19 protein-coding genes are annotated in these 24,367 nt (G+C 63.8%); 15 read left to right on the forward strand and 4 right to left on the reverse strand.

All coding sequences use genetic code 11. From position 1 onward, the window contains the following. Positions 1 to 15: 15 nt before the first annotated feature. Positions 16 to 1,080 carry an EF-P lysine aminoacylase EpmA gene (gene epmA / locus MKZ40_RS06540; RefSeq protein WP_175089881.1) on the forward strand — a complete coding sequence of 355 codons (1,065 nt, stop codon included), beginning with the start codon at positions 16 to 18 and terminating at the stop codon, positions 1,078 to 1,080. Between the two features lie 485 nt (positions 1,081 to 1,565). On the opposite strand, the gene asd is transcribed toward epmA, so the two are convergent. Next, complete coding sequence (gene asd / locus MKZ40_RS06545) at positions 1,566 to 2,483, reverse strand: archaetidylserine decarboxylase (RefSeq protein ID WP_175089739.1); 918 nt, start codon at positions 2,481 to 2,483, stop codon at positions 1,566 to 1,568. A 251-nt stretch (positions 2,484 to 2,734) separates the two neighbouring features. Beyond that, on the reverse strand, positions 2,735 to 3,598 hold the full coding sequence (locus MKZ40_RS06550) for a rhodanese-like domain-containing protein (RefSeq protein ID WP_175089740.1): 864 nt from the start codon (positions 3,596 to 3,598) through the stop codon (positions 2,735 to 2,737). Between the two features lie 539 nt (positions 3,599 to 4,137). Here MKZ40_RS06550 and MKZ40_RS06555 point away from each other — a divergent pair. Next, entirely contained in the window at positions 4,138 to 5,472 is a 1,335-nt protein-coding gene (locus MKZ40_RS06555) for an NCS2 family permease (protein WP_175089741.1), read from the forward strand. 145 nt (positions 5,473 to 5,617) lie between these two features. Here the strand turns inward: MKZ40_RS06555 and rsgA are convergent, their stop codons facing one another. Next, positions 5,618 to 6,628, reverse strand: a complete 1,011-nt coding sequence (gene rsgA / locus MKZ40_RS06560) for a small ribosomal subunit biogenesis GTPase RsgA (protein ID WP_175089742.1) — start codon at positions 6,626 to 6,628, stop codon at positions 5,618 to 5,620. A gap of 183 nt (positions 6,629 to 6,811) precedes the next feature. On the opposite strand from rsgA, the gene orn reads away from it, so the two are divergent. Then, entirely contained in the window at positions 6,812 to 7,384 is a 573-nt protein-coding gene (orn, locus tag MKZ40_RS06565; RefSeq protein ID WP_175089743.1) for an oligoribonuclease, read from the forward strand. A 45-nt stretch (positions 7,385 to 7,429) separates the two neighbouring features. Here the strand turns inward: orn and queG are convergent, their stop codons facing one another. After that, on the reverse strand, positions 7,430 to 8,500 hold the full coding sequence (gene queG, locus MKZ40_RS06570) for a tRNA epoxyqueuosine(34) reductase QueG (protein ID WP_254627104.1): 1,071 nt from the start codon (positions 8,498 to 8,500) through the stop codon (positions 7,430 to 7,432). Positions 8,501 to 8,806: 306 nt separating this feature from the next. Here queG and MKZ40_RS06575 point away from each other — a divergent pair, with 306 nt between their 5' ends. The 12 genes from MKZ40_RS06575 to MKZ40_RS06630 all read left to right on the forward strand — a co-directional run bounded on the left by MKZ40_RS06575 (position 8,807) and on the right by MKZ40_RS06630 (position 24,303). Further along, positions 8,807 to 10,612 carry an NAD(P)H-hydrate dehydratase gene (locus tag MKZ40_RS06575; RefSeq protein WP_175089745.1) on the forward strand — a complete coding sequence of 602 codons (1,806 nt, stop codon included), beginning with the start codon at positions 8,807 to 8,809 and terminating at the stop codon, positions 10,610 to 10,612. After that, positions 10,593 to 11,078, forward strand: coding sequence for a tRNA (adenosine(37)-N6)-threonylcarbamoyltransferase complex ATPase subunit type 1 TsaE (tsaE, locus tag MKZ40_RS06580; protein WP_043335197.1), 486 nt, complete (start codon positions 10,593 to 10,595; stop codon positions 11,076 to 11,078). The genes MKZ40_RS06575 and tsaE overlap by 20 nt, the downstream gene beginning before the upstream one ends. Positions 11,079 to 11,199: 121 nt before the next feature. Further along, on the forward strand, positions 11,200 to 12,654 hold the full coding sequence (locus tag MKZ40_RS06585; protein ID WP_175089746.1) for an N-acetylmuramoyl-L-alanine amidase: 1,455 nt from the start codon (positions 11,200 to 11,202) through the stop codon (positions 12,652 to 12,654). Between the two features lie 163 nt (positions 12,655 to 12,817). After that, positions 12,818 to 15,133 carry a DNA mismatch repair endonuclease MutL gene (gene mutL / locus MKZ40_RS06590; RefSeq protein WP_254627094.1) on the forward strand — a complete coding sequence of 772 codons (2,316 nt, stop codon included), beginning with the start codon at positions 12,818 to 12,820 and terminating at the stop codon, positions 15,131 to 15,133. 60 nt (positions 15,134 to 15,193) lie between these two features. Continuing rightward, a complete protein-coding gene (gene miaA / locus MKZ40_RS06595) occupies positions 15,194 to 16,177 on the forward strand; it encodes a tRNA (adenosine(37)-N6)-dimethylallyltransferase MiaA (RefSeq protein WP_084589552.1) in 984 nt (327 codons plus the stop codon). A 114-nt stretch (positions 16,178 to 16,291) separates the two neighbouring features. Next, a complete protein-coding gene (gene hfq, locus MKZ40_RS06600) occupies positions 16,292 to 16,540 on the forward strand; it encodes an RNA chaperone Hfq (RefSeq protein ID WP_043335203.1) in 249 nt (82 codons plus the stop codon). Positions 16,541 to 16,555: 15 nt separating this feature from the next. Beyond that, positions 16,556 to 17,926, forward strand: a complete 1,371-nt coding sequence (hflX, locus tag MKZ40_RS06605) for a ribosome rescue GTPase HflX (protein WP_175089747.1) — start codon at positions 16,556 to 16,558, stop codon at positions 17,924 to 17,926. A gap of 387 nt (positions 17,927 to 18,313) precedes the next feature. Continuing rightward, the gene (gene hflK / locus MKZ40_RS06610; protein ID WP_043335204.1) at positions 18,314 to 19,534 is read left to right on the forward strand and encodes an FtsH protease activity modulator HflK; all 1,221 of its coding nucleotides are present in this window, start codon (positions 18,314 to 18,316) and stop codon (positions 19,532 to 19,534) included. Further along, positions 19,534 to 20,415, forward strand: coding sequence for a protease modulator HflC (hflC, locus tag MKZ40_RS06615; RefSeq protein WP_175089748.1), 882 nt, complete (start codon positions 19,534 to 19,536; stop codon positions 20,413 to 20,415). The genes hflK and hflC overlap by 1 nt, the downstream gene beginning before the upstream one ends. Before the next feature lie 348 nt (positions 20,416 to 20,763). After that, the gene (locus MKZ40_RS06620; protein WP_175089749.1) at positions 20,764 to 21,948 is read left to right on the forward strand and encodes an ATP phosphoribosyltransferase regulatory subunit; all 1,185 of its coding nucleotides are present in this window, start codon (positions 20,764 to 20,766) and stop codon (positions 21,946 to 21,948) included. A gap of 174 nt (positions 21,949 to 22,122) precedes the next feature. Next, on the forward strand, positions 22,123 to 23,418 hold the full coding sequence (locus tag MKZ40_RS06625) for an adenylosuccinate synthase (protein ID WP_175089750.1): 1,296 nt from the start codon (positions 22,123 to 22,125) through the stop codon (positions 23,416 to 23,418). Between the two features lie 378 nt (positions 23,419 to 23,796). Beyond that, the gene (locus MKZ40_RS06630) at positions 23,797 to 24,303 is read left to right on the forward strand and encodes an SUF system Fe-S cluster assembly regulator (protein ID WP_175089751.1); all 507 of its coding nucleotides are present in this window, start codon (positions 23,797 to 23,799) and stop codon (positions 24,301 to 24,303) included. Positions 24,304 to 24,367: the final 64 nt, after the last annotated feature.

The raw sequence follows: 24,367 nt of genomic DNA on the forward strand, positions 1-24,367 counted from the left end.
GCGCCAGGCGCTGCCCTGGTAGAGGACTGGGCACCCACTGCCACGCGCGAGCGACTCGTCCAGCGCGCGCGTCTGATCAGTGAGGTGCGGGCCTTCTTCGCCGAGCGTGAGGTGCTGGAGGTGGAGACCCCGGTGCTGGGGCGGGCCGGTTCGACGGATGTCGGTCTCGCGTCATTGTCCTTGACCGCGCAGTTGCCGGGTGAGCGTGTGCCGCTGTGGCTGCAGACATCGCCGGAATTTCACATGAAGCGTCTGCTGGCGGCCGGTAGCGGGCCGATCTTCCAGATCGCGCGTGCCTTCCGCGATGGCGAGGTCAGCCGTCGCCATAATCCCGAGTTCTGCATGCTGGAGTGGTACCGCCCCGGCATGAACCTTGAGGCGATGATGATGGAGACCTGCGAGCTGATCCGGCGCGTGATGGCGCTCGGGGCACAGCTGACCGGCCAGCCGTCGCTGCTCAGTGAGTCTCAAGATGCAGAGGCCAGGCCTGCCATCACGCCTTACCGTGCGCTGTTTCGCCGTGTGCTGTCGCTGGACCCCTTCACGGCCACGCTCGAGGAACTGCGAGCCGCCTGCGCACGCGAATGTGAGGTCGCGGCTGATAGCTGGTCGCATGAGACCTGCCTGGATGCGCTGATGAGCCTGGTGATCGAGCCGAGCCTGGGCTCTGGGGCGCAGGGCGCAGAAGCACAGGGCGCAGAAGCGCAGGGACAAGCCACCGTGGAGCTGGTCACCGAGTACCCAGCTGCGCAGGCTGCCTTGGCGCGCAAGCACCAGGACAGTGAGGGGGATTGGGTGGCATCGCGCTTCGAGGCCTACGTGGCGGGCATCGAGCTGGCCAACGGCTATGACGAGCTGACCGATGCCAGTGAGCAGGCGGCGCGCTTTGCCGAAGACAATGCCGCGCGAGTCGCCCGGGGCCTGCCTGAGGTAGCGGCCGACCAGCGCCTGGTGGCGGCCCTGCAGGCGGGCATGCCCGCGGGGAGCGGGGTGGCGCTGGGGCTGGATCGTTTGATCATGCTGGCGCTGGGGGAGCGCGATATCTCGGCGGTCATCGCTTTCCCGGCATCACGTGCTTGAGAGTAGGCTTTAAAGGCAGCTTTTGATGTGATTTGCGTGAATCCCAGCGTTTATTGCCGACACGCTTGCCGAGCGTGCATTGACTAGACTGGAGAGGTCAGCGTGGAGGGTTGGCGCTTGCCGGCGAAGCCGCAGGCAAGGTGATGGCAGGACCAGGGCAATGGTCGCAGCGGGTCTTCTTTTATCGGGCATGGTGAAAGAAGGCGACAGATGATGGCTCGAACCCTCGGAGCCTTCGAGGCATCATCCGGCAGTCGCGTCGTGAGAGCGTGACGCCTGTCATGGAGGACTCTGATCTGTTTGGGCACTGAAGGTAGTGATCACCCCGATGGCAGCGTTCATCGCGGACAAGGCAAGAAGACGAGGAGCGCAGTCAGGCTCCTGTCGTTAAAAAGGGAAGCCAGGGGCTTCCCTTTTTTTATGCTCGATTTTCATGTGCGAGTTTTATGCGCACACGTTGTGCTCGCGCTGCGCCAGGCCTGGCGTTATTTCTCGTCTGCGGTCGGCGTGTCCTGCGCTGTCTCTGCCGCATGCGCTTCTGACTCGCTCGGGGCCGGTGCTGTCGCAGGCGGGCGCATGCCGAGTGACTGACCCATGCTGACCTTCTGGCCCGGCGTCAGGGCGTCATCGAACTCGACGCTGTCCGGGAAACACATCACCACGGTGGAGCCGAGCTGGAAGCGGCCCATCTCGGCGCCATGCGCCAGCTCGATGAGTTGATCGAAACGGGTCGTCTCGACATCACCGGAAAGCGGCGTGACCTGACCACTCCAGACGGTCTTGATCGCTGCGACGATCATCGCGCCCACCAGCACCATGGCCATCGGGCCATGCTCGGTCTCGAAGATGCAGACCAGGCGTTCGTTGCGCGCGAAGAGGCCCGGTACGTGCTTGGCAGTGGCTTCGTTGACCGAGAACAGGCGTCCCGGAACGTAGGCCATCTCGATCAGGCGACCGGCCACCGGCATATGGACGCGATGGTAGTCCTTCGGTGACAGGTAGACGGTGGCGAAGCGGCCGTTGCGGAAGGGTGCGGCGCGCTCTTCACTGCCGCCCAGCAGCTGGGTCAGCGAGAATGCCTGACCCTTGGCCTGTACCAGGGTGCCATGTTCGATATTGCCGAACTGGGACAGTACGCCATCGGCCGGTGATACCAGGCCTTCACCGATGGGGCGGGCGTCCGCCTTCAGGGCGCGGGTAAAGAAGTCATTGAAGCAGGCATAGGCACGTGGATTCTCCTCGAGCGCCTCGTTCATGTTGACGCCGTAGGCCTTGATGAAACGCTCGATGAAGGTGTTCTTGACCCACGGGTTGGTGCAGGCGGCGACACGGCCGATGAGGCGTGAGATCAGGTGCTGGGGCAGTGGGTACTGGCTCAGGGAAAACAGCTTGGCGCGATCCACGATGGCGATCCTTGCAGGCACTTCAGGAATGAAAAGCCCGCTCCTCGAGAGGGCGGGCGTTGGCCGGCAACAGCGGCGGCCAGCAGTTGGGCTGCACCTTAGCCCATCGCCAATAACGGCTCAAGCCTGCGAATTGCCGCAGTCGTGGGCCTGGTGACAGTTGCCAGGCAGGCCATGCGTGTCATTCCGGCATGGCTTGGCTTGGCGTGCTGGCGTTCGAAAGGGGCATTCCAGTCTACGATCAAGCGCCCTCAGCGTTCGATGGGCGTGTCGTCACGGTTGCCCCATTCCTTCCAGGAGCCCGGATAGGCGCGCACATCGCTGAAGCCAAGCGCTTGACCCACCAGCCAGGTCAGGCCGGAGCGGTGATGGCTCTGGCAGTGCGTCACGATGTGCTGTTCGGGGTTGAGGCCGCGAGCGCCCAGTTCGGTCACCAGCTCCGCATAGTCGCGGATGCGCAGGTTGCGTTCACGGTCCATGGCCTCGGTCCACTCGAAATGCACGGCGCCCGGAATATGGCCGAGGCGGGCGTTCTGGCCCTTCTCGCCGCGATATTCCTCCGCCGAGCGTGCATCCCAGATCACGACGCTTTCCTGCGGGTCCTCGGCCGCCAGCCGGTCGAGAATGTCCTCCCGCGTCGCCATCACGCTGGTGTCCATGTAGGCGGCGTGATACTCGCTGGGACTCCAGTCGCTGGTGGCGTCACTCAGCGGAAGGCCATCGCCTTGCCATGCGTGCAGGCCACCATTGAGGTAGCTGTAACGGGTATGGCCGAGCAATGCGAGGGTCCATAGCAGGCGTCCGGCCCAGCCGCCGCCTTCATCGTCATAGGCCACCACATGGCTGTCACGGGTGATGCCAAGGGCTGACATCACCTCAGACAGCGCCTCGGGGCTCGGTACGCCGGGAATGTCATCGTCATTGCTGCCGACCAGCTGCTTGAAGTCGAGCAGACGAGCGCCGGGCACGTGACGCGCATGGCTCTCGGCTTTCAGCGGCACGTCGACGATCACGATATCAGGATGGTCGAGCATCTCCGCGAGTTGCTGCGGTTCGACGATCAAGGGCAGCAGGTCGGCTTCCGAGGGGGAAGGGTGTGAAGAATCGTGAGACATGGCGTAATCCTTGCTTCTACGAAGAGAGTGATCCTCCCGGCATCATGGCACGTCGGCTGGCACTGTGGTCAAGTCACTGTGATCAAGAGATGCAATCAAGTGACTGCGGTGAGTCGAAGTGTCGTCGCGCCAGATTCCTTGCCATCTTGTCCCCTGAAACGACATGTTTTCAGTATAATGCCGCGCGTCACATTCTGGGGCGAACGTGTGAAAGCCCAGTGTGCGCCACGACCTGACCTCCTGGACAGCCTTCCGGATTCCGGACAGTTTCAAGGACGGGTTTCTGGTCAGCTGGTGAGATAGACCAGTAGATCCAGTAGATCTTGTTTCAGCCCAGCGCCCGGTGGCGAATGCAACATTGGCCCTCGAGGCATCCTCTTCGCGGCCTCAGGCAATACACTGTCTGTCGCCAGTGGCGCTGCTGCACTTTTCGGGTGCGGTGCTGGCGCTCAATGTGTGTCATTTTGGTGCGGCGTGTCGGCGACCCGTCGACGCTGAGCTGCTACTCAATCGCTTCATCCTGAACGGGAGTCATCATCTTGCTCGAGCGCCTATTCTCACTGCGTGCCGAAGGCACCACGACGCGCACGGAAGTGCTGGCGGGCATCGCCACCTTCATGGCGTCGATGTACATCATCGTGGTCAATCCCGGCATCCTGTCAGCCGCCGGCGTGCCATTCAGTGCGGCCCTCACGGCGACCGTGCTGGTCAGCTTCTTCGGCAGCCTGATGATGGGGCTGTACGCGCGCAACCCGATCCTGGTCGCGCCGGGCATGGGCATCAATGCCCTGTTCGCCTACACCATGGTGCTGGGCGGCGGCATGAGCTGGGAGGTCGCGCTGGGCTGCGTGTTCTGGGCCGGCGTCATCTTCGCAGTACTGGCCATGTTCAACGTGCGCCGCCTGGTGATCGATGCGATTCCCGCTCAGCTCCGCTACGCCATCGCCTGTGGTATCGGCCTGTTCATCACCTTGATCGGTCTGGTGAATGCCAAGCTGATCGTCTCCAACTCGGTCACCGTGGTCAGTGTGGCGCCGATGACGCCTTCGTTGGTGGTCTTCCTGTTGGGGCTGGCGCTGACCGCCATTCTGGTCGCGAAGCGCATTCATGGCGCACTGATCATCGGCATCATCGTCACGACCCTGATGGCGACCACCATCGGGCGTCTGTGGGGGGATGGCAGTGCCTACTTCCCGCCGGAGATCGCTCAGCCGACACTGGTCAACTTCACCGGTATCTTCGCCGCGCCTGATTTCAGTGGCCTGCTGGCGCTGGACCTGCTCGGTTCGCTCAAGGTGGCCTATGCGCCGTTCATCTTCGTCATCCTGTTCACGGTGTTCTTCGATGCGCTCTCGACCTTCATGGCGGTGGCCGAGGCAGGCAACCTGAAGGACGAGAATGGTGACCCGCGCAATATCCGACGCTCGATGATGGTCGATGCCTTCTCGGCGCTGGTGTCCGCGCCACTGGGCACCAGTCCGGCGAATGCCTACATCGAATCGGCGGCCGGTATCAGTCAGGGCGGACGCACCGGGTTGGTCGCGGTGGTGGTGGCGCTCTGCTTCCTGCCGTTCCTGTTCCTGGCGCCGCTGCTGTCGCTGGTGCCGTCCATCGCGACTGCTCCGGCGCTGATCCTGGTCGGCGTGTTCATGATGGAGCCGATCGGCAAGATCCATTGGCACCAGTTCGATGATGCGATTCCGGCCTTCATCGCCATGGTGATGATCCCGCTGACCTACTCCATCACCCACGGTATCGTGTTCGGCTTCCTGAGCTTCGTGGTCATCAAGCTCGGCGTCGGCAAGGCGCGCGAGGTCCGCCCGACCATGTGGGTGCTGTTCGCACTCTCACTGCTGCTGTTGCTGGAAGGCTAGCCCTGGAAAGCGGCAGTGATGTGTCTCGAGGCTGTGATGTGTCTCGATGATGTGATGCATCCCGAGAGTGTCGAGCATGAAAAAGCCCCGCCAGGCAGTGACTGCCTGGCGGGGCTTTTTTTGACGGCTTCTGGATCGCGCCTGATCAGCTCTCGGTCAGCGAGAGCAGAATCTTCTTGTAGCTCTCGAAGCGTACGCGGCCGATCTCACCATTGTCCACGGCCTTAAGCAGGGCGCAGTCCGGCTCCTTCTCGTGCTTGCAGTCGCGGAAGCGGCAATAGCCGAGATAGTCGTGGAACTCGCGGAAGCCGTCGGTGACCTGCTCGGGAGTCAGGTGCACCAGGCCGAATTCGCGGATGCCGGGCGAGTCGATCAGGTCACCGCCATCCGGCATATGATAGAGCCAGGCGGTGGTGGTGGTGTGCATGCCCTGGCGTGATTCGGCCGACAGCGGGCCGACGCGAACCTCTTCCCTGGGCAGCAGCATGCCGATCAGGGACGACTTGCCGACGCCACTCTGGCCGACGAAGACCGAGGTGCGATCGCTGAGCTGGGCCTTGAGGGCATCAAGCCCCGACTCGCCACGGGTGGTACAGGCAACGACTTCGTAGCCGAGTGCTTCATAGCGTGCCAGCAGGTCGCGCAGTTCACCGCCGCTTTCCGGCAGCAGATCGACCTTGTTGAGCACCAGCACCGGCGTGATGCCGGTGGCTTCCGCGGCGATCAGATAGCGGTCGATCAGGTTGGGTTGCGGCGCGGGCTCGGCGGCGAACACGATCAGGATCTGGTCGATGTTGGCCGCCACCGGCTTGAGCACGCCGCGCATGTCGGGGCGTTCAAGCTCGGTGGTACGTGCGCCACGCGCGACGACGACGCCGCTGGCATCGCTGGCTTCGCGCCAGATGACCCGGTCACCGGTGACCAGCGTCTCGAGGTTGGCGCGCAGGTGGCAGCGGTGCAGGCTGCCGGATTCGCTCTCGACTTCCAGGCTGCGCCCGTAGTGGGCGATGACACGGCCATGCTGCTCCGGGCCATATTCGCCGGCGTCGAGCTTGTCGCGGTCCTGCGTCTCGCGCTTTTCGGCGCGCTTGGTACGCTCGGCCTGCACCTTCTCGATTCGCCATTGCTGCTGGCGGCTTAGCTTGCGTTTACTCATGCTTGGCTGGTGACTCCGGTCGCCGTTCGTTCGCCAGGGATGGGAGAGTCTTCCCCCCTTTGCGGCGCGATTGTACCCTTTGCGCCCTCGGGTGTCGTGCGACGCCCCGGGATGGCGTGTGATACTGCTGTCATCGACTGGCGTCCCGCGCCATTCCATCATCTGTTCAGCAAGGAGTGACCCATGGCAAATCCCACCGCGCAGGCCGACCGCCTCGTCTGGATCGACCTGGAAATGACCGGTCTCGACCCGGCGCGTGAGCGCATCATCGAGGTGGCCACGCTGGTCACCGACGGCGACCTCAATCTGATCGCCGAAGGCCCGGTGCTGGCCGTGCATCAGCCGGACAGCTTGCTGGAGGCGATGGATGAGTGGAACACGCGCACCCATGGTGAATCCGGGCTGGTGAAGCGCGTCAAGGAAAGTCAGATAGATACCGCCGAAGCCGAACGCCAGACCCTCGAGTTCCTGGCCCGGCACGTGGCGGCAGGCGCTTCGCCGATGTGTGGAAACAGCGTGCATCAGGACCGTCGCTTCCTGCAGCACGAGATGCCGTTGCTGGAAGAATTCTTCCACTATCGCAACATCGATGTCTCGACCCTGAAAGAGCTGGCCAAGCGCTGGAATCCGGCCGCGCTCGACGGCTTCAAGAAGCGTGCGACCCACCAGGCGATGGACGATATCCGCGAATCACTGGCGGAGCTTGCGCATTACCGCAAGACCTTCCTCAAGCTGACCCAGCAGGGCATCGTCTAAGCATCGTTCCTCAATTCAAAGCGATAGCCCACGAGGCAACGGCTCTTAAAGCGCGGTGGCCAGGCGGGCGCCGCGCTTGATGGCCTGCTCCTTCAGCGCCCAGCGCACATGCTCGCGCAGCGGCTCGCTGGGGTAGGCCAGGCGGGCGCGCAGCACATGCTCGACCTGCTCCGACCAGGGCGCATTGCCCAGCCCGATGGCGATGTTGGAGAGCCACTTCTCGTAGCCGATGCGTCGGATCGGGCTGCCTTCCGTCTTGCTGAGGAATTCCTGCTCCCCCCAGCAGAACAGACGGATCAGCTCGATGCGATCCAGATCATGACGCGGCGAGAAGTCAGTCTCCTGGGTCGCCTTGGCGAAGCGTGTGAAGGGGCAGAACAGCTGACAGTCATCGCAGCCGTAGATGCGGTTGCCCATCGGGCGGCGGAATTCCTCGGGGATGGCGCCATCGAGCTCGATGGTCAGGTACGAGATGCAGCGCCGCGCATCGACGACCTTGTCCTCGACGATGGCATCCGTCGGGCAGGCGACCTTGCAGGCGTTGCAGCTGCCGCAGTGTTCCTTTTCAAAGGGCGTGTCCACCGGCAGGGGCAGGTCGGTGTAGAGTTCGCCCAGGAAGAACAGGCAGCCGGCCTGCTGATTCATCAGCATGGCGTTCTTGCCGAACCAGCCGATGCCGGCTTTCTGTGCCAGGGCACGCTCCATCACCGGGGCGGAGTCGACGAAGGCGCGATAGCCGAACTTGCCGACCTCCTTCTCGATCTGCTTGGCCAGGTTGGCCAGTCGCTTGCGCATCAGCTTGTGGTAATCACGCCCCAGCGCGTAGCGTGACACATAGGCGCGCTCGGGTTGGCTGAGCACCTGAGTGGTCTCGACCTCAGGCGGCAGGTAATCGAGGCGCACGCTGATGACGCGCAGTGTCCCGGGCACCAGCTCTTCAGGGCGAGTGCGCTTGGTGCCGTGCTTGGCCATGAAGTTCATCTCGCCGTGATGGCCGTTGGCCAGCCAGCGCTCCAGATAGGCCTCATGGGCCGTGAGGTCGACATCGGTGATGCCGATCTGCTGAAAACCCAGCTCGCGCCCCCATGTCTTGATGCGCGTCGCCAGCTCCGCCATGGCCTGTTCATCGGCGGCGGGGCTCCCGGTGTCATCAGGTGATGCGGCAGCAGTGGAGGAGTGCGGAGCAGACATGGGGTTTCCAGCGAGATCGAGGGCAGAGGCGCGCCACCTTAGCGCAACTTGCCGGTCAGCCCAAGCGTGCTGCCTGTCGGGGCGTGCACGGCAGGTAAAGGTGGTAGAAAGGAAGGCGGCATGCAACGCCGTGCCTCACGATAGGCAACGAGCGTCCAGACAGGCAATGAGCGTCCAGACAGGCAACGAACATCCAGCCAGGCAACGAATACCCAGACAAGGAGTGTAGGCATGGCAGTGCACGAATCGACCTCTGAGCAGACCTGCCCCCCGGCATCTTCGGAGACCATGACGCTGTGGCGTTCGGTCAACTGCCTGTGGCCGTTGGCGGCGCTGCGCGATCTGGAGTATTGGATGCTCGCGGAGGAAACCGTCGCCGCTGACAGTGGCCAGAGCGAAGCGCCGGTGGAGAAGCGCCTGATGGGACGCGCCGCGCAATCGGCGTTTGACCTGCTGCGTCAGCGTTGGCCGGAGACGCGCAGGATGTGCGTGTTGTGTGGCGGCGGCAACAATGGCGGCGATGGCTATCTGCTGGCGCGCCTGGCATTGCTGGCGGGCTTCGAGGTGCGGGTCATCGCCTTGACGCCGGAGGATGCCTTGACCGGTGATGCGCAGCTGGCCGCGATCGCGGCGCGCGAGGCGGGCGTCGAGACGCTGGCATGGCCAAAGGCCGATGAGGGTGCGGCGGATGCGCTGCTCAAGGGTTGGCCCTTGCTGGTGGATGCACTGACCGGCATCGGTCTGCGCGATGCGCCGCGCGGCAGCGTGGTTGAAGCCATCGAGCGCATCAATCACGCTCATCGGCTGGGCGTGCATGTCATGGCGCTGGATGTGCCCTCAGGCTTGAACGCCGCGACGGGCGCGGTCGCCGGTGTCGCCGTGGAAGCGGATGTGACGCTGACGTTTCTGGTCGACAAGCCGGGCCTGCATACCGGGCGCGCCGAGCTGCATGCCGGGCATGTCAGTCTGGCGCGCCTGGGTGCGGCGCGCGTGTTGCCGGAGGTGGTCGCGCAGTCGCGAACCGCGGCATTGCTGGCCCAGGATGCCGTGCAGCGCCTGACACCGCGCTGGCTGGAATCCGAGCTGGTGCCGCGCTCGCCGCTGGCCCACAAGGGCGATACCGGCAGCGCGCTGGTCTTCGGCGGCGGGCCGGGGCTGGGGGGCTCGGTGTTGCTGGCCAGTGAGGCGGCGGCGCGGGCTGGTGCCGGCAAGGTTGCGCTGCTGACGGCGCCCGCGCATATCAGTGCCAGCCTGACGCGCTGCCCCGAGGTCATGGCGCGCGGTCTCAAGAGTGGCCCGGAGGGCAGCAGCCACGATGGCTTCGCCGTGCTGGAATCACAGCTGGCTCAGGCCAGCGTGACGCTGGTCGGACCGGGCATGGGTACCGAGAGTCTTGAGAGCATGCTGTGGGGCTGGGGCGGCATGTCGCGGGTGCTGGCGGCGGGTCAGCCACTGGTCGTGGATGCCGATGGGCTGAGCCTGCTGGCCTGGCGCGCGAGCGAAGGCGACATCATCCACCGCGACGACTGGGTGCTGACGCCGCATCCCGGCGAGGCCGCACGTTTGCTCGATTGCAGTGTGGCGGACATCGAACACGACCGGATCGCAGCCGCAAGAACGCTTCAGCAGCGTTTCGGCGGCAGCGTGGTGCTCAAGGGCGCGGGCAGTCTGGTGGCGAGCCCTGAGGGGGTGCTCGAGGGGCCGGCGGTGGCGCTCTGCCCCTACGGTAACCCGGGCATGGCCAGTGGCGGCATGGGCGATGTGCTGGGTGGCATCATCGCGGGTCTGGCGGCGCAGGCGCTCAACGGCGGTTTCGATGCACGCCAGCTGCGTTCCACCCAGGATGAGGCGGCGCAGGCCCGGCGAGTCACGCGTGCCATGGCGCAGGCGGCACGGCTTGGGGTGCTGGTGCATGCCCTGGCCGCCGATCAGGCGGTACAGGAGCGTGGTGAACGTGGCCTGCTTGCAGGTGATCTGGCATCCTATATGCATTTATTGCTCAATCCACGGGCCCGAGATGCGCATACTTCTGTCTGATGAAAACGCCCAGGTTGCCTTCGGCACTCAATTGGGAAATATCCTTGCCGGCCGCGGGCTGGTATTCCTGGAGGGCGAGCTGGGGGCGGGCAAGACGACCCTGACCCGCGGCGTGCTGCGCGCCTATGGCCACCAGGGCGCGGTCAAGAGTCCGACCTACACGCTGGTGGAACCCTATGTGCTGCCACGGGCCGAGGGTGGCGAGTGGCACATCAACCACTTCGATCTCTACCGCCTCGCCGACCCTGAAGAGCTCGAGTTCATCGGGGGGCGCGATCTGCTCGCCGCCGACAGCCTGGCGCTGATCGAGTGGCCGAGCTGTGGTCAGGGCTTTCTGCCCACGCCGGATCTGCGCATCACGCTGTTCGTCGCCGACGAAGGACGCGAGGCCGAATTGACTGCCCTGACACCGCGAGGTGAGGGTTGGTTGGCAACACTGGCCGAGCGCCGAACCTCTCAGGCATGATGACGCCGTTCCGCTTGCGATGTCTGGCGGCGCAGTGTCCGATCATTCGTTATCTTCATTCATGTTCTTTCTGTCTGGGTCATCCTGTCTGATGCCTGAAATAGCGTCCAAAATCCCCCGTATGTGTCTGGCGCGCAGCTTCCGTCGATGGCTGGCGGGTGGCGTCGTCTGCTCGCTTGCCAGTCTGGTGTTGGCGCCGCAGGCGCTGGCCGCCAAGGTCGAGAACCTGCGCCTGTGGACCGCACCGGACCACACGCGGCTGGTGTTCGATCTCGACAGTGCCGCCAAGGCCAAGGTCTTCGGCCTCGACAATCCGCGCCGTCTGGTGATCGACCTTGCCGGCAGCGAAGTGGCCAGTGCCGCGGTCGAGCGCAAGTTCGCCGCGCTGAATCTCGAAGGCAGCGCCATCAAGTCGATCCGCAGCGGACGTCAGGGGGATGCCCTGCGTGTGGTGCTCGACCTGACGCGCCCGGTCAATCCCAAGGACTTCACGCTGGCGCCGAATGCCAAGTACGGCAATCGCCTGGTAGTGGATCTCGAGTTCCCCGGCGAGTCGGCGGTCGAGAATCCCATCGACCCCATTGAGGCCCGTATCCGCGAGCAGGAACAGGCCGCGGCCAAGCGCAAGCTGAAGGGCGAGCCGGCGGAGCCTGTGGTCAATACCCAGGCGGCGGCACATCCCAAGCGTGACATCATCATCGCGATCGACCCTGGCCACGGCGGGGAAGACCCGGGCGCCAGCGGCCCCAGCGGGACTCGAGAGAAGGATGTGGTGCTCAAGATCGGCAAGCGCCTCAAGCGCATGTTCGATGCCCAGCCCGGCTTCAAGGCCATCCTGACCCGCAACAGCGATTACTACATTCCGCTGCGCAAGCGCACCGAGATCGCGCGTGAGCAGAAGGCAGACTTCTTCGTCTCGATTCACGCCGATGCCTTCAACAGTCCGCGCCCGCACGGCAGCTCGGTCTTTGCGCTCTCAAGCCGCGGCGCGACGTCCGAGACCGCACGCTGGCTGGCCGCCACCGAAAACCGTGCTGACCTGATCGGGGGCGTGGATGGCAATCTCAGCCTGAATGACAAGGATGAGATGCTGCGTGGCGTGTTGCTCGACTTGACCATGACCGCGACGCTCAACGATTCGCTGGCGGCGGGTAGCGGCGTGCTGGCCAACCTCGGGCGCATGAATTCCCTGCACAAGCGCCAGGTGGAGCAGGCGGGCTTCGTGGTGCTCAAGTCGCCGGATATCCCCTCGCTGCTGGTGGAGACGGGCTTCATCTCCAATCCCCAGGAAGAGCGCAACCTCAACAGCGGCCCCTATCAGGAGAAGCTGGCGCGCTCGATCTTTTCGGGAATCCAGAGCCATTTCGAGCGCAATCCGCCGCCCGCAAGTCTGCTGGCATGGCAGCGTAGCCAGGCACGCGGTGGCAACGGCGGTGAGTATCGCGTCAAGAGTGGCGATACGCTGTCGGAAGTGGCCCAGCGCCACAACGTGAGCATGGCGGCCATCAAGCAGGCCAACAACATGAGTGGCGACACGGTGCGCGTGGGCCAGCTGCTCAAGATTCCGCGCAGCTGACCCCGACGCCATCAAGTCGTCCTGACAGCGCCATGCGTTGGCGGGGCGCAGACACTGTCCGCTGATGCAGTTCCGGCATGCGTTGCTTGCCGTGGCTGGGTCGGCGGACAGTATCGTTTTCAGAGACGCGGCGTTTTTCGCTTGTGTATCCAGGAGTCTATCGATGTCTGACGAGCTGACCGACATGCAACCCGCTCGCCCTGGCGAGCGACGGATCCGCATCCTCAATCCACGCCTTGCCAACCAGATCGCGGCGGGTGAGGTCGTGGAGCGGCCGGCTTCCGTGGTCAAGGAGCTGGTCGAGAACGCCATCGATGCCGGCAGTACCCGCATCGAGCTGGAGCTGGAAGGCGGCGGTGCGCGGCTGATTCGCGTGCGTGACAACGGCTGCGGCATCACTGAGGAAGATCTGCCGCTGGCGTTGTCGCGGCATGCGACCAGCAAGATCGAGAGCCTGGATGATCTCGAGGGCGTGGCGAGCCTCGGTTTCCGGGGCGAGGCTCTGGCCTCGATCAGTTCGGTCTCGCGGCTGGAGCTGTTCTCGAATGTCTCGGATGAGCCTGCCAATGGTTGGCGAGTGGTGGCGGAAGGGCGCGAGATGGCACCGCGTGTCTCCCCGGCGCCGCATCCGCGTGGCACCAGCGTCGCGGTGCGTGATCTGTTCTTCAATACACCGGCGCGCCGCAAGTTCATGCGCACCGAGAAGACCGAGTTCGGCCATGTCGAGGAAAGCTTCCGGCGGCTGGCATTGTCACGCCACGATATCGGCTGGACGCTGCGCCACAACCAGAAGGTGGTGCATCAGCTGCGTGCCGGTGAAGACACCCTGACGGTGGAACGGCGCATCGGAGCGCTGCTCGGGCGCAACTTCCTCGAGCATGCATTGCACCTGGATATCGAGGCCTCCGGGCTGCGCCTGTCCGGCTGGGTGGGCTTGCCGACGCACTCGCGTGCCCAGGCCGATCAGCAGTACTTCTTCGTCAATGGCCGCGTGGTGCGCGACCGCCTCGTCGCGCATGCCGTTCGTCAGGCCTACCGCGATGTGCTGTTCCATGGTCGGCATCCGGTGTTCGTGCTCTATCTGGAGCTCGATCCGACGGTGGTGGATGTCAACGTTCACCCGACCAAGCACGAAGTGCGCTTCCGGGACGGGCGACTGGTGCATGACTTCCTGTTCTCGAGCCTGCACAAGGCGCTGGCCGAGGTGCGCCCCGGTGACAACAGCGCCGCGCCTACCGGCATCGACGGGCAGGAGAAGGAGGAGGACCCCGGCTGGCAGCAGCAGGGCATGCGTCTCGGTCGTCAGGAACAGGATGCCCAGCAAAGTGCCGCCACTGAACAGCAATCGTCATCGGCCGGTCCGCAGGCCGGGGGCGACTCGTCAGCCTCGCCGAGCGCGCCTGCCGGCGCTGCGGCCCCCTGGCAGCCTTCCTCGCAGCTGCCGCCTGCCGGTGATGGACGCTCCAGCGAACGCCTGAGTGCCGAGCGTGTGCGTCAGTTCATGGCCGGCTATCGGGCACTGCACCCCAGCGAAGATCATCTGCTCACGCCGGGTGGCGGAGCAGGCGGTGCGGGCGTGGCCAATGATCCGGCGGCGATCGCCAGTGCCGAGCGTGAGGCGCGGCGTGCGCCACGTGTCACGCTGGGCGAAGGTGGCCGCGAGGGTGACGGGCCAGGGCAGGGCGCAGGACTGGGGAGTGCGCAGGCCGGTGTCGGGGAGTCTGCGCCCGGCTGGCGGGTCGACACGCCTCAGGTGGGTGGGCCGTCCGGTGGCGCGCCTTCCAGCGACGCAGGGCCTGGCATGTCGGTGCAGTCTGTCTCTAGTGGCTCGGACTCAGGCAGTTCGGCAGTGGTGATGCGAGGCCTGCCGGCGCAGAGTGACGACGATGACACGCCGCCGCTGGGCTACGCCGTGGCGCAGCTGCACGGCGTCTACATCCTGTCGCAGACCTCGCGCGGGTTGGTGATGGTCGACATGCATGCTGCTCATGAGCGCATCACCTATGAGCGCATGAAGCAGCACGTTCACGGTGGCGGCCACTTGGAGGCCCAGCCGCTGCTGGTGCCGGTGTCGCTGGCGGTCAGTGCGCGCGAGATGGGCACCTTCGAGCGCGAGTCCGAGGCGTTCACGCGTCTGGGCGTCGAGCTGGACGCTGCCGGGCCGGAAACGCTGCTGGTGCGTCAGGTGCCGGTCGTGCTCGGCAATGCCGATGTGGAGCCCCTGGTGCGCGGCATGCTGGAAGATCTTGAGCGCTATGGGCGCAGCGACCGCATGGAGGCGCACATGAATGAACTGCTCGCCGACATGGCATGTCGCGGTAGCGTGCGCGCCAACCGCCGTCTGACGATTCCGGAAATGAATGCCCTGCTTCGTGACATGGAGCGCACCGAGCGCTCCGGGCAATGCAATCATGGCCGGCCGACCTGGACCGAGCTTTCGATGCATGAGCTCGACAAGCTGTTCCTGCGTGGCCAGTAGATGACGCCCCGTGTCGTCGCGGTTCACCCCTGATTCACCTCCCAGCCCAGACAATAGGCCATGACCCAGATTCAACCCCCTGAAGATTCCCGACACCACGCGTCTGAGGTGGCTGACAAGCCGCCTGTCGTGTTGTTGATGGGGCCAACGGCCTCCGGCAAGACCGACCTCGCCATTCGATGGCACGAGGAGCAGGGCGCGGAGCTGGTCAGTGTCGATTCGGCGCTGATCTATCGCGGCATGGATATCGGCACGGCCAAGCCGAGCGCGGCAGAGCTGGCCCGAGCGCCACACCGCCTGATCGACTTTCTCGACCCGCTGGAGAGCTATTCCGCCGCCGAGTTTCGTCGCGATGCGCTGGCGCATATCGCCGAGATCCAGTCCCGCGGCAAGATGCCGCTGCTGGTCGGCGGCACCATGATGTACTTCAAGCGTCTGTTGGAAGGCGTGGCGGAGCTGCCGGCAGCGGATGCCGAGCTGCGCGCGGAGCTCGAGGCGCGTATCCAGTCCGAGGGTCTGCCGGCGCTGCATGCGCAGCTGGCGCGGCTTGATCCGGCCACGGCACAGCGCATTCGGGCCACTGACCCCCAGCGGCTGACACGCGCGCTGGAGGTCTGTCTGATCAGCGGGCGCCCGATGAGCGAGCTGCTCGCGGAGCAGCCAGAGGCGGAACTTCCGTTCCGGCCGATAGCGATCGCACTGGCGCCCCACGATAGAGCCGTGTTACATGAACGTATCGAGACGCGTTTTGATCAGATGTTGGAACAGGGCTTCATTGCCGAGGTCGAAGCGCTGAAGGCACGTCCGGAGCTGCATGCGGGCCTGCCCTCGATACGTTGTGTCGGCTACCGTCAGGTGTGGGATTTTCTCGATGGCCATCTGAGCCGGGACGAGATGCGTGAACGCGGCATCATCGCGACGCGTCAACTCGCCAAGCGACAGTTGACCTGGCTGCGGAGCTGGCAGGGGATTCACCCGGTGGATTCCATGGGTGTAGATCCTTACAGTGAAACCTTGAAAATCGTGCGCCAGACCTGCACTTAGCGTAACATGAGCGGTCACGACCCGCGCCCGTGAAGCCCCCTCAAGAGGGCAACCCGGAGCGCTGGCGAACATAACCATACTTACCTCGAACGAGACATTTTTACGGAGAGTCACATGTCCAAAGGTCAATCACTCCAGGACCCGTACCTGAACATCCTGCGCAAGGAACGTATCCCGGTCTCGATCTTCCTGGTCAACGGCATCAAGCTGCAGGGCCAGATCGAATCCTTCGATCAGTTCGTTATCCTGCTGCGCAATACTGTCTCCCAGATGGTTTACAAGCACGCTATCTCGACCGTGGTGCCGTCGCGCAATGTGCGCCTGCCGGCCCAGGATCCGAGCGTGCCGTCCACAGAAAGCTGAAGTCAGAGGCGCTGATTGTTCTTCGAACGACCTGAAGCCGGTGAAACGGCCGTCCTGGTGCATGTCAATTTCCGGGACGAAAAAGAACGCGAGGATGCCGGTGAGCTCCTCGAACTCGTACGTTCGGCAGGCGCCGTGCCGGCGACCCTCATCGAGGGTAGCCGGCCCCGCCCCGACTCCCGTACGTTCATCGGAGAAGGCAAGCTTGAGGAAGTGCAAGAGGCCCTGGCCGTGCACGAAGCCGAGCTGGTCATTTTCAACCATTCATTGAGTCCTTCCCAGCAGCGTAACCTCGAAGCCACGCTCAAGTGTCGCGTCATCGACCGTACCGGTCTGATTCTCGACATCTTTGCCCAGCGTGCGCGGACCCATGAGGGCAAGCTGCAGGTGGAACTCGCACAGCTCGAGTACATGTCCACCCGCCTGGTGCGGGGTTGGACTCACCTTGAGCGTCAGAAAGGCGGTATCGGTCTGCGAGGCCCGGGGGAAACCCAGCTCGAGACTGACCGTCGCCTGTTGCGCGCCCGCATCAAGTCGATCCACAAGCGACTCGAGAAGGTGCACAAGCAGCGCGATCAGAACCGCCGTGCCCGTGCGCGTGCCGAGATCCCGAGTCTGTCGCTGGTCGGCTATACCAACGCCGGCAAGTCGACGCTGTTCAACGCGCTGACCACCTCCGAGGTGTACGCCGCCGATCAGCTGTTCGCGACGCTGGACCCGACGCTGCGTCGTCTGGAGCTCGAGGATGTCGGCTCGGCAGTCCTGGCCGATACCGTCGGCTTCATTCGTCATCTGCCGCACAAGCTGGTGGAAGCCTTCCAGGCGACCCTCCAGGAAGCGGCGGAAGCGGATCTGCTGGTACATGTCATCGACGCTGCAGACCCGGAGAATGACCGCAATACCGAGCAGGTCAATCACGTCCTGAGCGAGATTGATGCCGGTGATGTGCCGCGTCTGTTGGTCATGAACAAGATCGATCGACTCGACATGGCACCGCGCATCGAGCGTGATGGCTTCGGTCGTCCGCTGGCGGTGTGGCTGTCGGCACGCGATGGCAAGGGGCTGGATCTGCTGATGCAGGCCTTCGCCGAGTTGCTGTCCGACAACGTCATCTCCATGCAGCTGACGCTGGGGCCTGCCAAGTCCCGTCTGCGGGCAGGTCTGCATGAGCTGGATGCGGTCAAGGACGAGCAATATGACGAGCAGGGCAATGCGCTGCTGGACATTCGTCTCGAGAAACGCGATTTTCTGCAGTTGTTGTCGCATCTTAGTGAATCGCCTGAAGATTATCTCGGCGGTGAACATGACGACCGCGAAGCCTGGCAGCGTGAACTGTCCGCCGAACGCGCGGAAAAGCATCGCGTGTCGGTCACGCACAAGTCCTGATACCGTCTGGTAACGAGACTTGCGCTGGTGCGCTGCGCAGCAGCTCGATGAGAAGTGGCGTACACGCAGCATCGCACCGTTGTCGCAACGCAGTGGCAAGCACTACCCGGCATCCATCGCCGCGCACGAATGACGATGGATGCCCTCGCGCAGGGCATGCCCTGCGCGTCAGAGCAGCGGGCATTCAGCAGGATTGGCTGGATGCCGTCCGACGGACGATGGCCGTCGGGCAGGGCCATGGCCTTCTCCCGCAAGGGACGCGTCGCCATGCCGTACGAGAGAATCGGTCGCCGGAGGCCATCAGGCTCAAGGCACGGAACCGGTCGCAGCTGGCAGGGCGGCGTCATCATAATGACGAGCGGAACATCGACTGAGTGGAGACGACGTATGGCTTGGAATGAGCCGGGTGGCGGCAACCAGCATGACCCGTGGAGCGGCGGCGGTCGCAACGGGGACAAGAAGGGGGGCGGGGGTAACGGCGGTGGCAATGGTGGACCGCCCGACCTCGACGAAGCGCTGAAGAAATTCCAGGACAAGCTCAACGGCATGCTCGGCAATGGCCGCAAGCGTCGTGGCGGTGCCGGTGGCAATGGCGGCAACGGTGGCAGCACCAATGCCTTCGCGCTGCCGGGTATCATCGGTGTCATCCTGGTCGCCATCTGGGCGGCTTCCGGTTTCTATCTGGTCGATCAGTCAGAGCGTGGCGTCGTGCTGCGTTTCGGCAAGTACAACGACATCGTCGGCCCGGGCCTGCATTGGAATCCGCCGATCATCGACGATGTGCGTGAGGTCAACGTCACCAAGGTGCGTTCGCTCTCCCAGACCAAGTCGATGCTGACCCAGGACGAGAACATCGTCGAAGTCCAGATGTCCGTGCAGTATCAGGTGTCCAACCCGCGTGACTTCCTGCTCAACGTCCGTGCGCCCGAGATCAGCCTCGAGAACGCCATGGACTCTGCGCTGCGTCACGAAGTCGGCAGTGCCGACATGAACGACATCCTGACCTCCGGTCGTGAATTGCTGGCCAGCAACGTCAAGTCGCGCCTGCAGTCCTATCTGGACAACTACGGTGTCGGCCTGACGCTGCAGACCATCAACGTCGAGTCCACCTCTGCGCCGGCAGCGGTCCAGGATTCCTTCGATGACGTCATCAAGGCGCGTGAGGATCGTCAGCGCACGATCAACCAGGCACTGGCCTACGAGAACTCGATTCTCCCGGAAGCCCAGGGTCAGGCGCAGCGCATCATCGAGGAAGCCGAGGGTTACAAGGAGTCCGTGGTCGCGAAGTCCCAGGGTGAAGCCAACCGCTTCACGTCCCTGCTGACCGAGTACCAGAAGGCACCGGAAATCATCCGCGAGCGCATGTATCTGGAAACCATGGGCGAAGTGCTCGGCAAGACCAACAAGGTGCTTGTGGATGTCGAGAACGGCAATTCCCTCATGTACCTGCCGTTGGACAAGCTGGCCAACAAGTCCAGTGCTGCCGCCGAAGACAGCAGTGGCATGAGTCGTAGTGAGCTGGACCGTGTGTCCCGACAGGCGAGTGATGCCCTGAGCCGCAGCCAGAGCACTGACAGCAGCAACAGCATCCGTCGGGAGGGTCGTTAATGATCAACAATCGCTCACTGATGGCCGTCGCCGGTCTGGCCGTAGTGGCCTGGCTTGGTAGCAACAGCCTCTACACGGTTGATGAGACCCAGCGCGCCATCAAGCTCAAGTTTGGTGAAGTGGTGGAAGACAATATCCAGCCCGGCCTGCACTTCAAGCTGCCGGTCTACAACACGATCCGTACCTTCGATACGCGCGTGTTGACGCTGGATGCCCAGGCAAGTCGTTATCTGACCCGCGAGAAGAAGGCCGTCATCGTCGACTCCTTCGTCAAGTGGAAGATCGTCGATCCGAAGCGCTACTACGAAGCGACCTCCGGCGACGAGCAGATGGCCGAGCGCCTGATCGCGCCGCGTGTCGACGAGAGTCTGCGTAACGAGTTCGGCAAGCTCGAACTGGTGCAGATCATCTCCGAGCAGCGTGACGCGCTGATGAAGAAGCCCACTGAAGAGCTCGACGAGGTGATGCGCAAGGAACTGGGGGTGTCGATTCTCGATATCCGCGTCAAGCGTATCGACCTGCCGGACGAAGTCTCCCAGGCGGTCTACGAGCGCATGAAGACCGAGCGTCAGCGTGAGGCACGTGAGTATCGTGCCCAGGGTCAGGAGCAGGCCGAGAAGATCCAGGCCAATGCTGATCGTCGCCGTTCCGTCCTGCTCGCGCAGGCTGAAGAGCAGGCGCAGACCCTGCGCGGTGAAGGCGATGCCTCCGCTGCTGCCATCTATGCCGGCGCCTACGGGGCGGATACCGAGTTCTTCCGCTTCTACCGCTCTCTGCAGGCCTATCGCGACAGCTTCAAGGGTGATGGCAACATGATGGTCATGCAGCCGGACAGCGAGTTCTTCCGCTTCTTCAAGGACCCGCAGGGCAGCAACCAGTAAGCAGCATCATCAAACCCGAAGGCTTGCTTTCGGGGATGTTGCGCGCGGCCTCTGGCAGCATCAGAGGCCGCGCAACGGATGAACGTCGCTCGAGAGGTTCGCGGGGTTCATCCCACAAGGATTCATGCTAGACTCCTGCAACCGGGCACCGCCCGGTTTTTTTGTGGCCGCTTTTCATGCACAGGCGCAAGGCCGACAGGAAAGCGTCGAGCAGGACCTTGCTTCACGGGTCTCGGTCGGCTGCTGTGAAATCCCCCGCGGGCGTCGCGTTCGACATGAGCGTCAGCCGGGTGAATTTCCTCGCGTCACGAGTCACCCCTTGTCATAAATCTCTCGCAGGATAGCGCAATGACCATCGCAGATCGCTGGCTCCTCCCGGATGGCATGGATGAGGTATTGCCCCCTCAGGCAACCCGTATGGAGGCGCTGCGCCGCGCGCTGCTCGACCTCTATCATCGCTTCGGCTATGACCTGGTGCTGCCGCCGCCCGTCGAATTTCTCGATTCGCTGCTGACCGGCACCGGCACCGAGCTTGATCTGCAGACCTTCAAGCTGACCGACCAGATGACCGGTCGCATGATGGGCGCCAGCGCCGATGTCACCCCGCAGGTGGCACGCATGGACGCTCACTCCCTGCACCGCGAAGGCCCGGTGCGTCTGTGCTACTGCGCCAACGTGCTGCGCACCAAGGCGGACAAGCACCAGGGCGGTCGCAGCCCGGTGCAGGTCGGGGCTGAGCTCTTCGGCCACGCCGGTCTCGAGGCCGACCACGAGATTCTGCATCTGGCCCTGACCAGTCTCGAGCAGGCCGGCGCCGGTGAATTGCACCTGGCACTGGGCCATATCGGCATCTACCGTGCCTTGATCGCCGAAGCCGGCATGAATGACGAGCACGAGCGTGAGCTGTTCGCTGCCATCGAGCGTAAACAGTATTCCGCTCTCGATGCATTGATCGATCGCGTGGTGGGTGACAAGGTAGTGGCGGGCATGCTCAAGGCGCTGCCGCACCTGCACGGTGATGACGAGATTCTGGCCCAGGCGCGTACCGCCTTCGCCGGCGCACCGGCGGCGGTCGCCAGCGCTCTGGATCAGCTGACGGCGCTGAGCTGCGCGGTCCGCGAGCGTCATCCGCATGTCACGCTCTATTTCGACCTCGCCGAACTGCGCGGTTACGAGTACCACACCGGCATGGTGTTCGCGGCCTACGTCCCGGGTTACGGTCAGGCGCTGGCCAAGGGTGGTCGCTACGACGATACTGGACGAGCCTTCGGTCGTGCGCGTCCTGCCACCGGCTTCTCGATGGACCTCAAGCAGCTGGCCTCGCTGGCCGTGCAGGCTCCGGCCTGCGACGGCATCTGGGCGCCGGCACTAAACGACAGCGCGCTGCGTGAGTGTGTCGATCAGCTGCGTGCCGCTGGCGAGCGTGTCATCGAGGCCCTGCCGGGCCAGACCACAGGCGCGGATGCACACCGTTGCAATCGTGAGCTGGTCAATGGCGACGGCGGCTGGCAGGTCGTTACACTCGATGCCTGAACCTGGATGACTGGACTTGGATGACAGAGTCTGGCTGACCCGAGAACGATGGCAGCGAGTGACAGATAGCAGAACAGCTGGGGCCACTGGGCCCCGAGGTGCAGCTGCCGATAGGGCAGCTGCACTTGTGAGTGGGTTTTCACCGACGGTTATTCACCGAAAGAGATAGGAACCATGGGCAAGAATGTAGTCGTGCTCGGCACCCAATGGGGTGATGAAGGCAAGGGCAAGGTCGTCGACCTGCTGACCGAATCCGCCAGCGCCGTCGTGCGTTTCCAGGGTGGCCACAACGCAGGTCATACCTTGGTGCTGGACGGCAAGAAGACCGTCCTCCACCTGATCCCGTCCGGCATCCTCCACCCGGGCAAGACTTGCGTCATCGGCAACGGTGTCGTGCTGTCTCCGGAAGCGCTGATCAAGGAAATCCGTGAGCTTGAAGCCAACGACGTGCCGGTGCGTGATCGCCTGCGTCTGTCGCCGGCCTGCCCGCTGATCCTGTCCTACCATGTGCGTCTGGACCAGGCGCGCGAGAAGGCCCGTGGCGTCGCCAAGATCGGGACTACCGGTCGCGGCATCGGTCCGGCCTACGAAGACAAGGTCGCGCGTCGTGGCCTGCGTCTGGGTGACATGCTCCACCGTGAGCGTTTCGCCTCCAAGCTGGGCGAAGTGCTGGATTACCACAACTTCGTGCTGCAGCACTATCACGGTGAAGCGCCGGTCGACTTCCAGCAGGTGCTGGACGAAGCCATGGAAATGGCCGAAGAGCTGCGTCCGATGGTCTGCGACACCGTGGATCTGGTCCACTCCGTGCGCAAGGCCAACGAGAACATCCTCTTCGAAGGTGCTCAGGGCTCACTGCTCGACATCGACCACGGTACCTACCCGTACGTCACCAGCTCCAACACCACTGCCGGCGGCACCGCCACCGGTTCCGGCGTCGGCCCGCTGTATCTCGACTACGTGCTGGGCATCACCAAGGCCTACACCACGCGTGTCGGCTCCGGTCCGTTCCCGACCGAGCTGTTCGATGAGTTCGGCCGTCACCTGGCCGAGCGTGGCCACGAATTCGGTGCCACCACCGGCCGTGCGCGTCGTTGTGGTTGGTTCGATGCCGTCGCTCTGCGCCACGCCGTGCAGATCAACTCGGTCAGCGGCATCTGCCTGACCAAGCTGGACGTGCTGGATGGTCTCGAGAACATCCGTGTCTGCATCGGCTATCGCAGCAAGGATGGCGACGTGCTGGACAACCCGGTGGATTCCGAAGGCTACGAAGCCATCGAACCGCTGTACCAGGACCTGCCGGGCTGGAGTGATTCCACCATCGGCGTGCGCGAAGTCGACAAGCTGCCGGCCAACGCTCGCGCTTATATCAGCTTCCTGGAAGAGCAGGTCGGCGTGCCGATCGACATCATCTCCACTGGCCCGGACCGCAACGAGACCATCGTGCTGCGCAATCCGTTCTACGACTGACCATCATGCATCGCTCGGATGAGCCTTGCATGACGGCATGATGGCGTGACCAAGACACCCCGTCGGGATTCTCCCGGCGGGGTGTCTTGCGTTGTGAAGGAGGGGGCGCGTTGTAGGGAGGGCTTGCGAAGCGGAGTGGCCGTCATCGATCTTTCGCTACGTGCGGGATTGTTGTACAGGGCGCCTGGGTCATCGGGCGTGGCTGGTAGATATTTTAAATGGGAATGATTGTTATTTTTGTTGTGATCGGCGGCTATCTTGTCGGCAAACTGGTTGCCCAGGTCGCAATTCGACGTTTTCGGTGGGGTCCCCGCTTCACATCGTTCTGATACAGGACTAAAATGGTCCCCAATTAATCTTCCCGTGGTGGAGGCCAGCATGCTGAAGCTTTCCAAGATGACCGATTATGCCGCTGTCGTGATGGCGCGCATCGCCCGCGAGCCGGACTCGGCCCACGCGGCGATCGATCTGGCCGAAAGCGTGCAGCTGCCGCATCCCACCGTGAGCAAGACGCTCAAGGCGCTGGTGCGGGCCGGTCTGCTTGAATCGCGTCGCGGCGCGCTGGGCGGTTATCGCCTGGCGCGCCCAGCCAGCCAGATCACGGCCAGCGACATCATCAGCGCCATCGAAGGCCCGGTAGCCGTGACCGAATGCAGTCATGCCGATGGCGATTGCGAGCTGGTCAACACCTGCGGGGTGGCCGACAACTGGCAGCGCGTCTCGTACGCCATCAGTGAGCTGCTGGGCAGCGTGACGCTGGCGCATCTGGCGTCATCCGCGCCACTGCGCATGCCGGTGCAACTGCCGATTCAGGCCATCAGTCTGTATGGGGATGACGAGCCACTCCCCAGGGCCAAGGCATCCAACGGCGCCGGCAAACGCTGAATTCGTTGCCGCGCGACAAACTTCGCCGTGGCAACACGAACATTCGAACTTCGCTGCGATTCGG

The sequence above is a fragment of the Cobetia sp. BMC6 genome, assembly GCF_029991385.1.
Taxonomy (GTDB): domain Bacteria; phylum Pseudomonadota; class Gammaproteobacteria; order Pseudomonadales; family Halomonadaceae; genus Cobetia.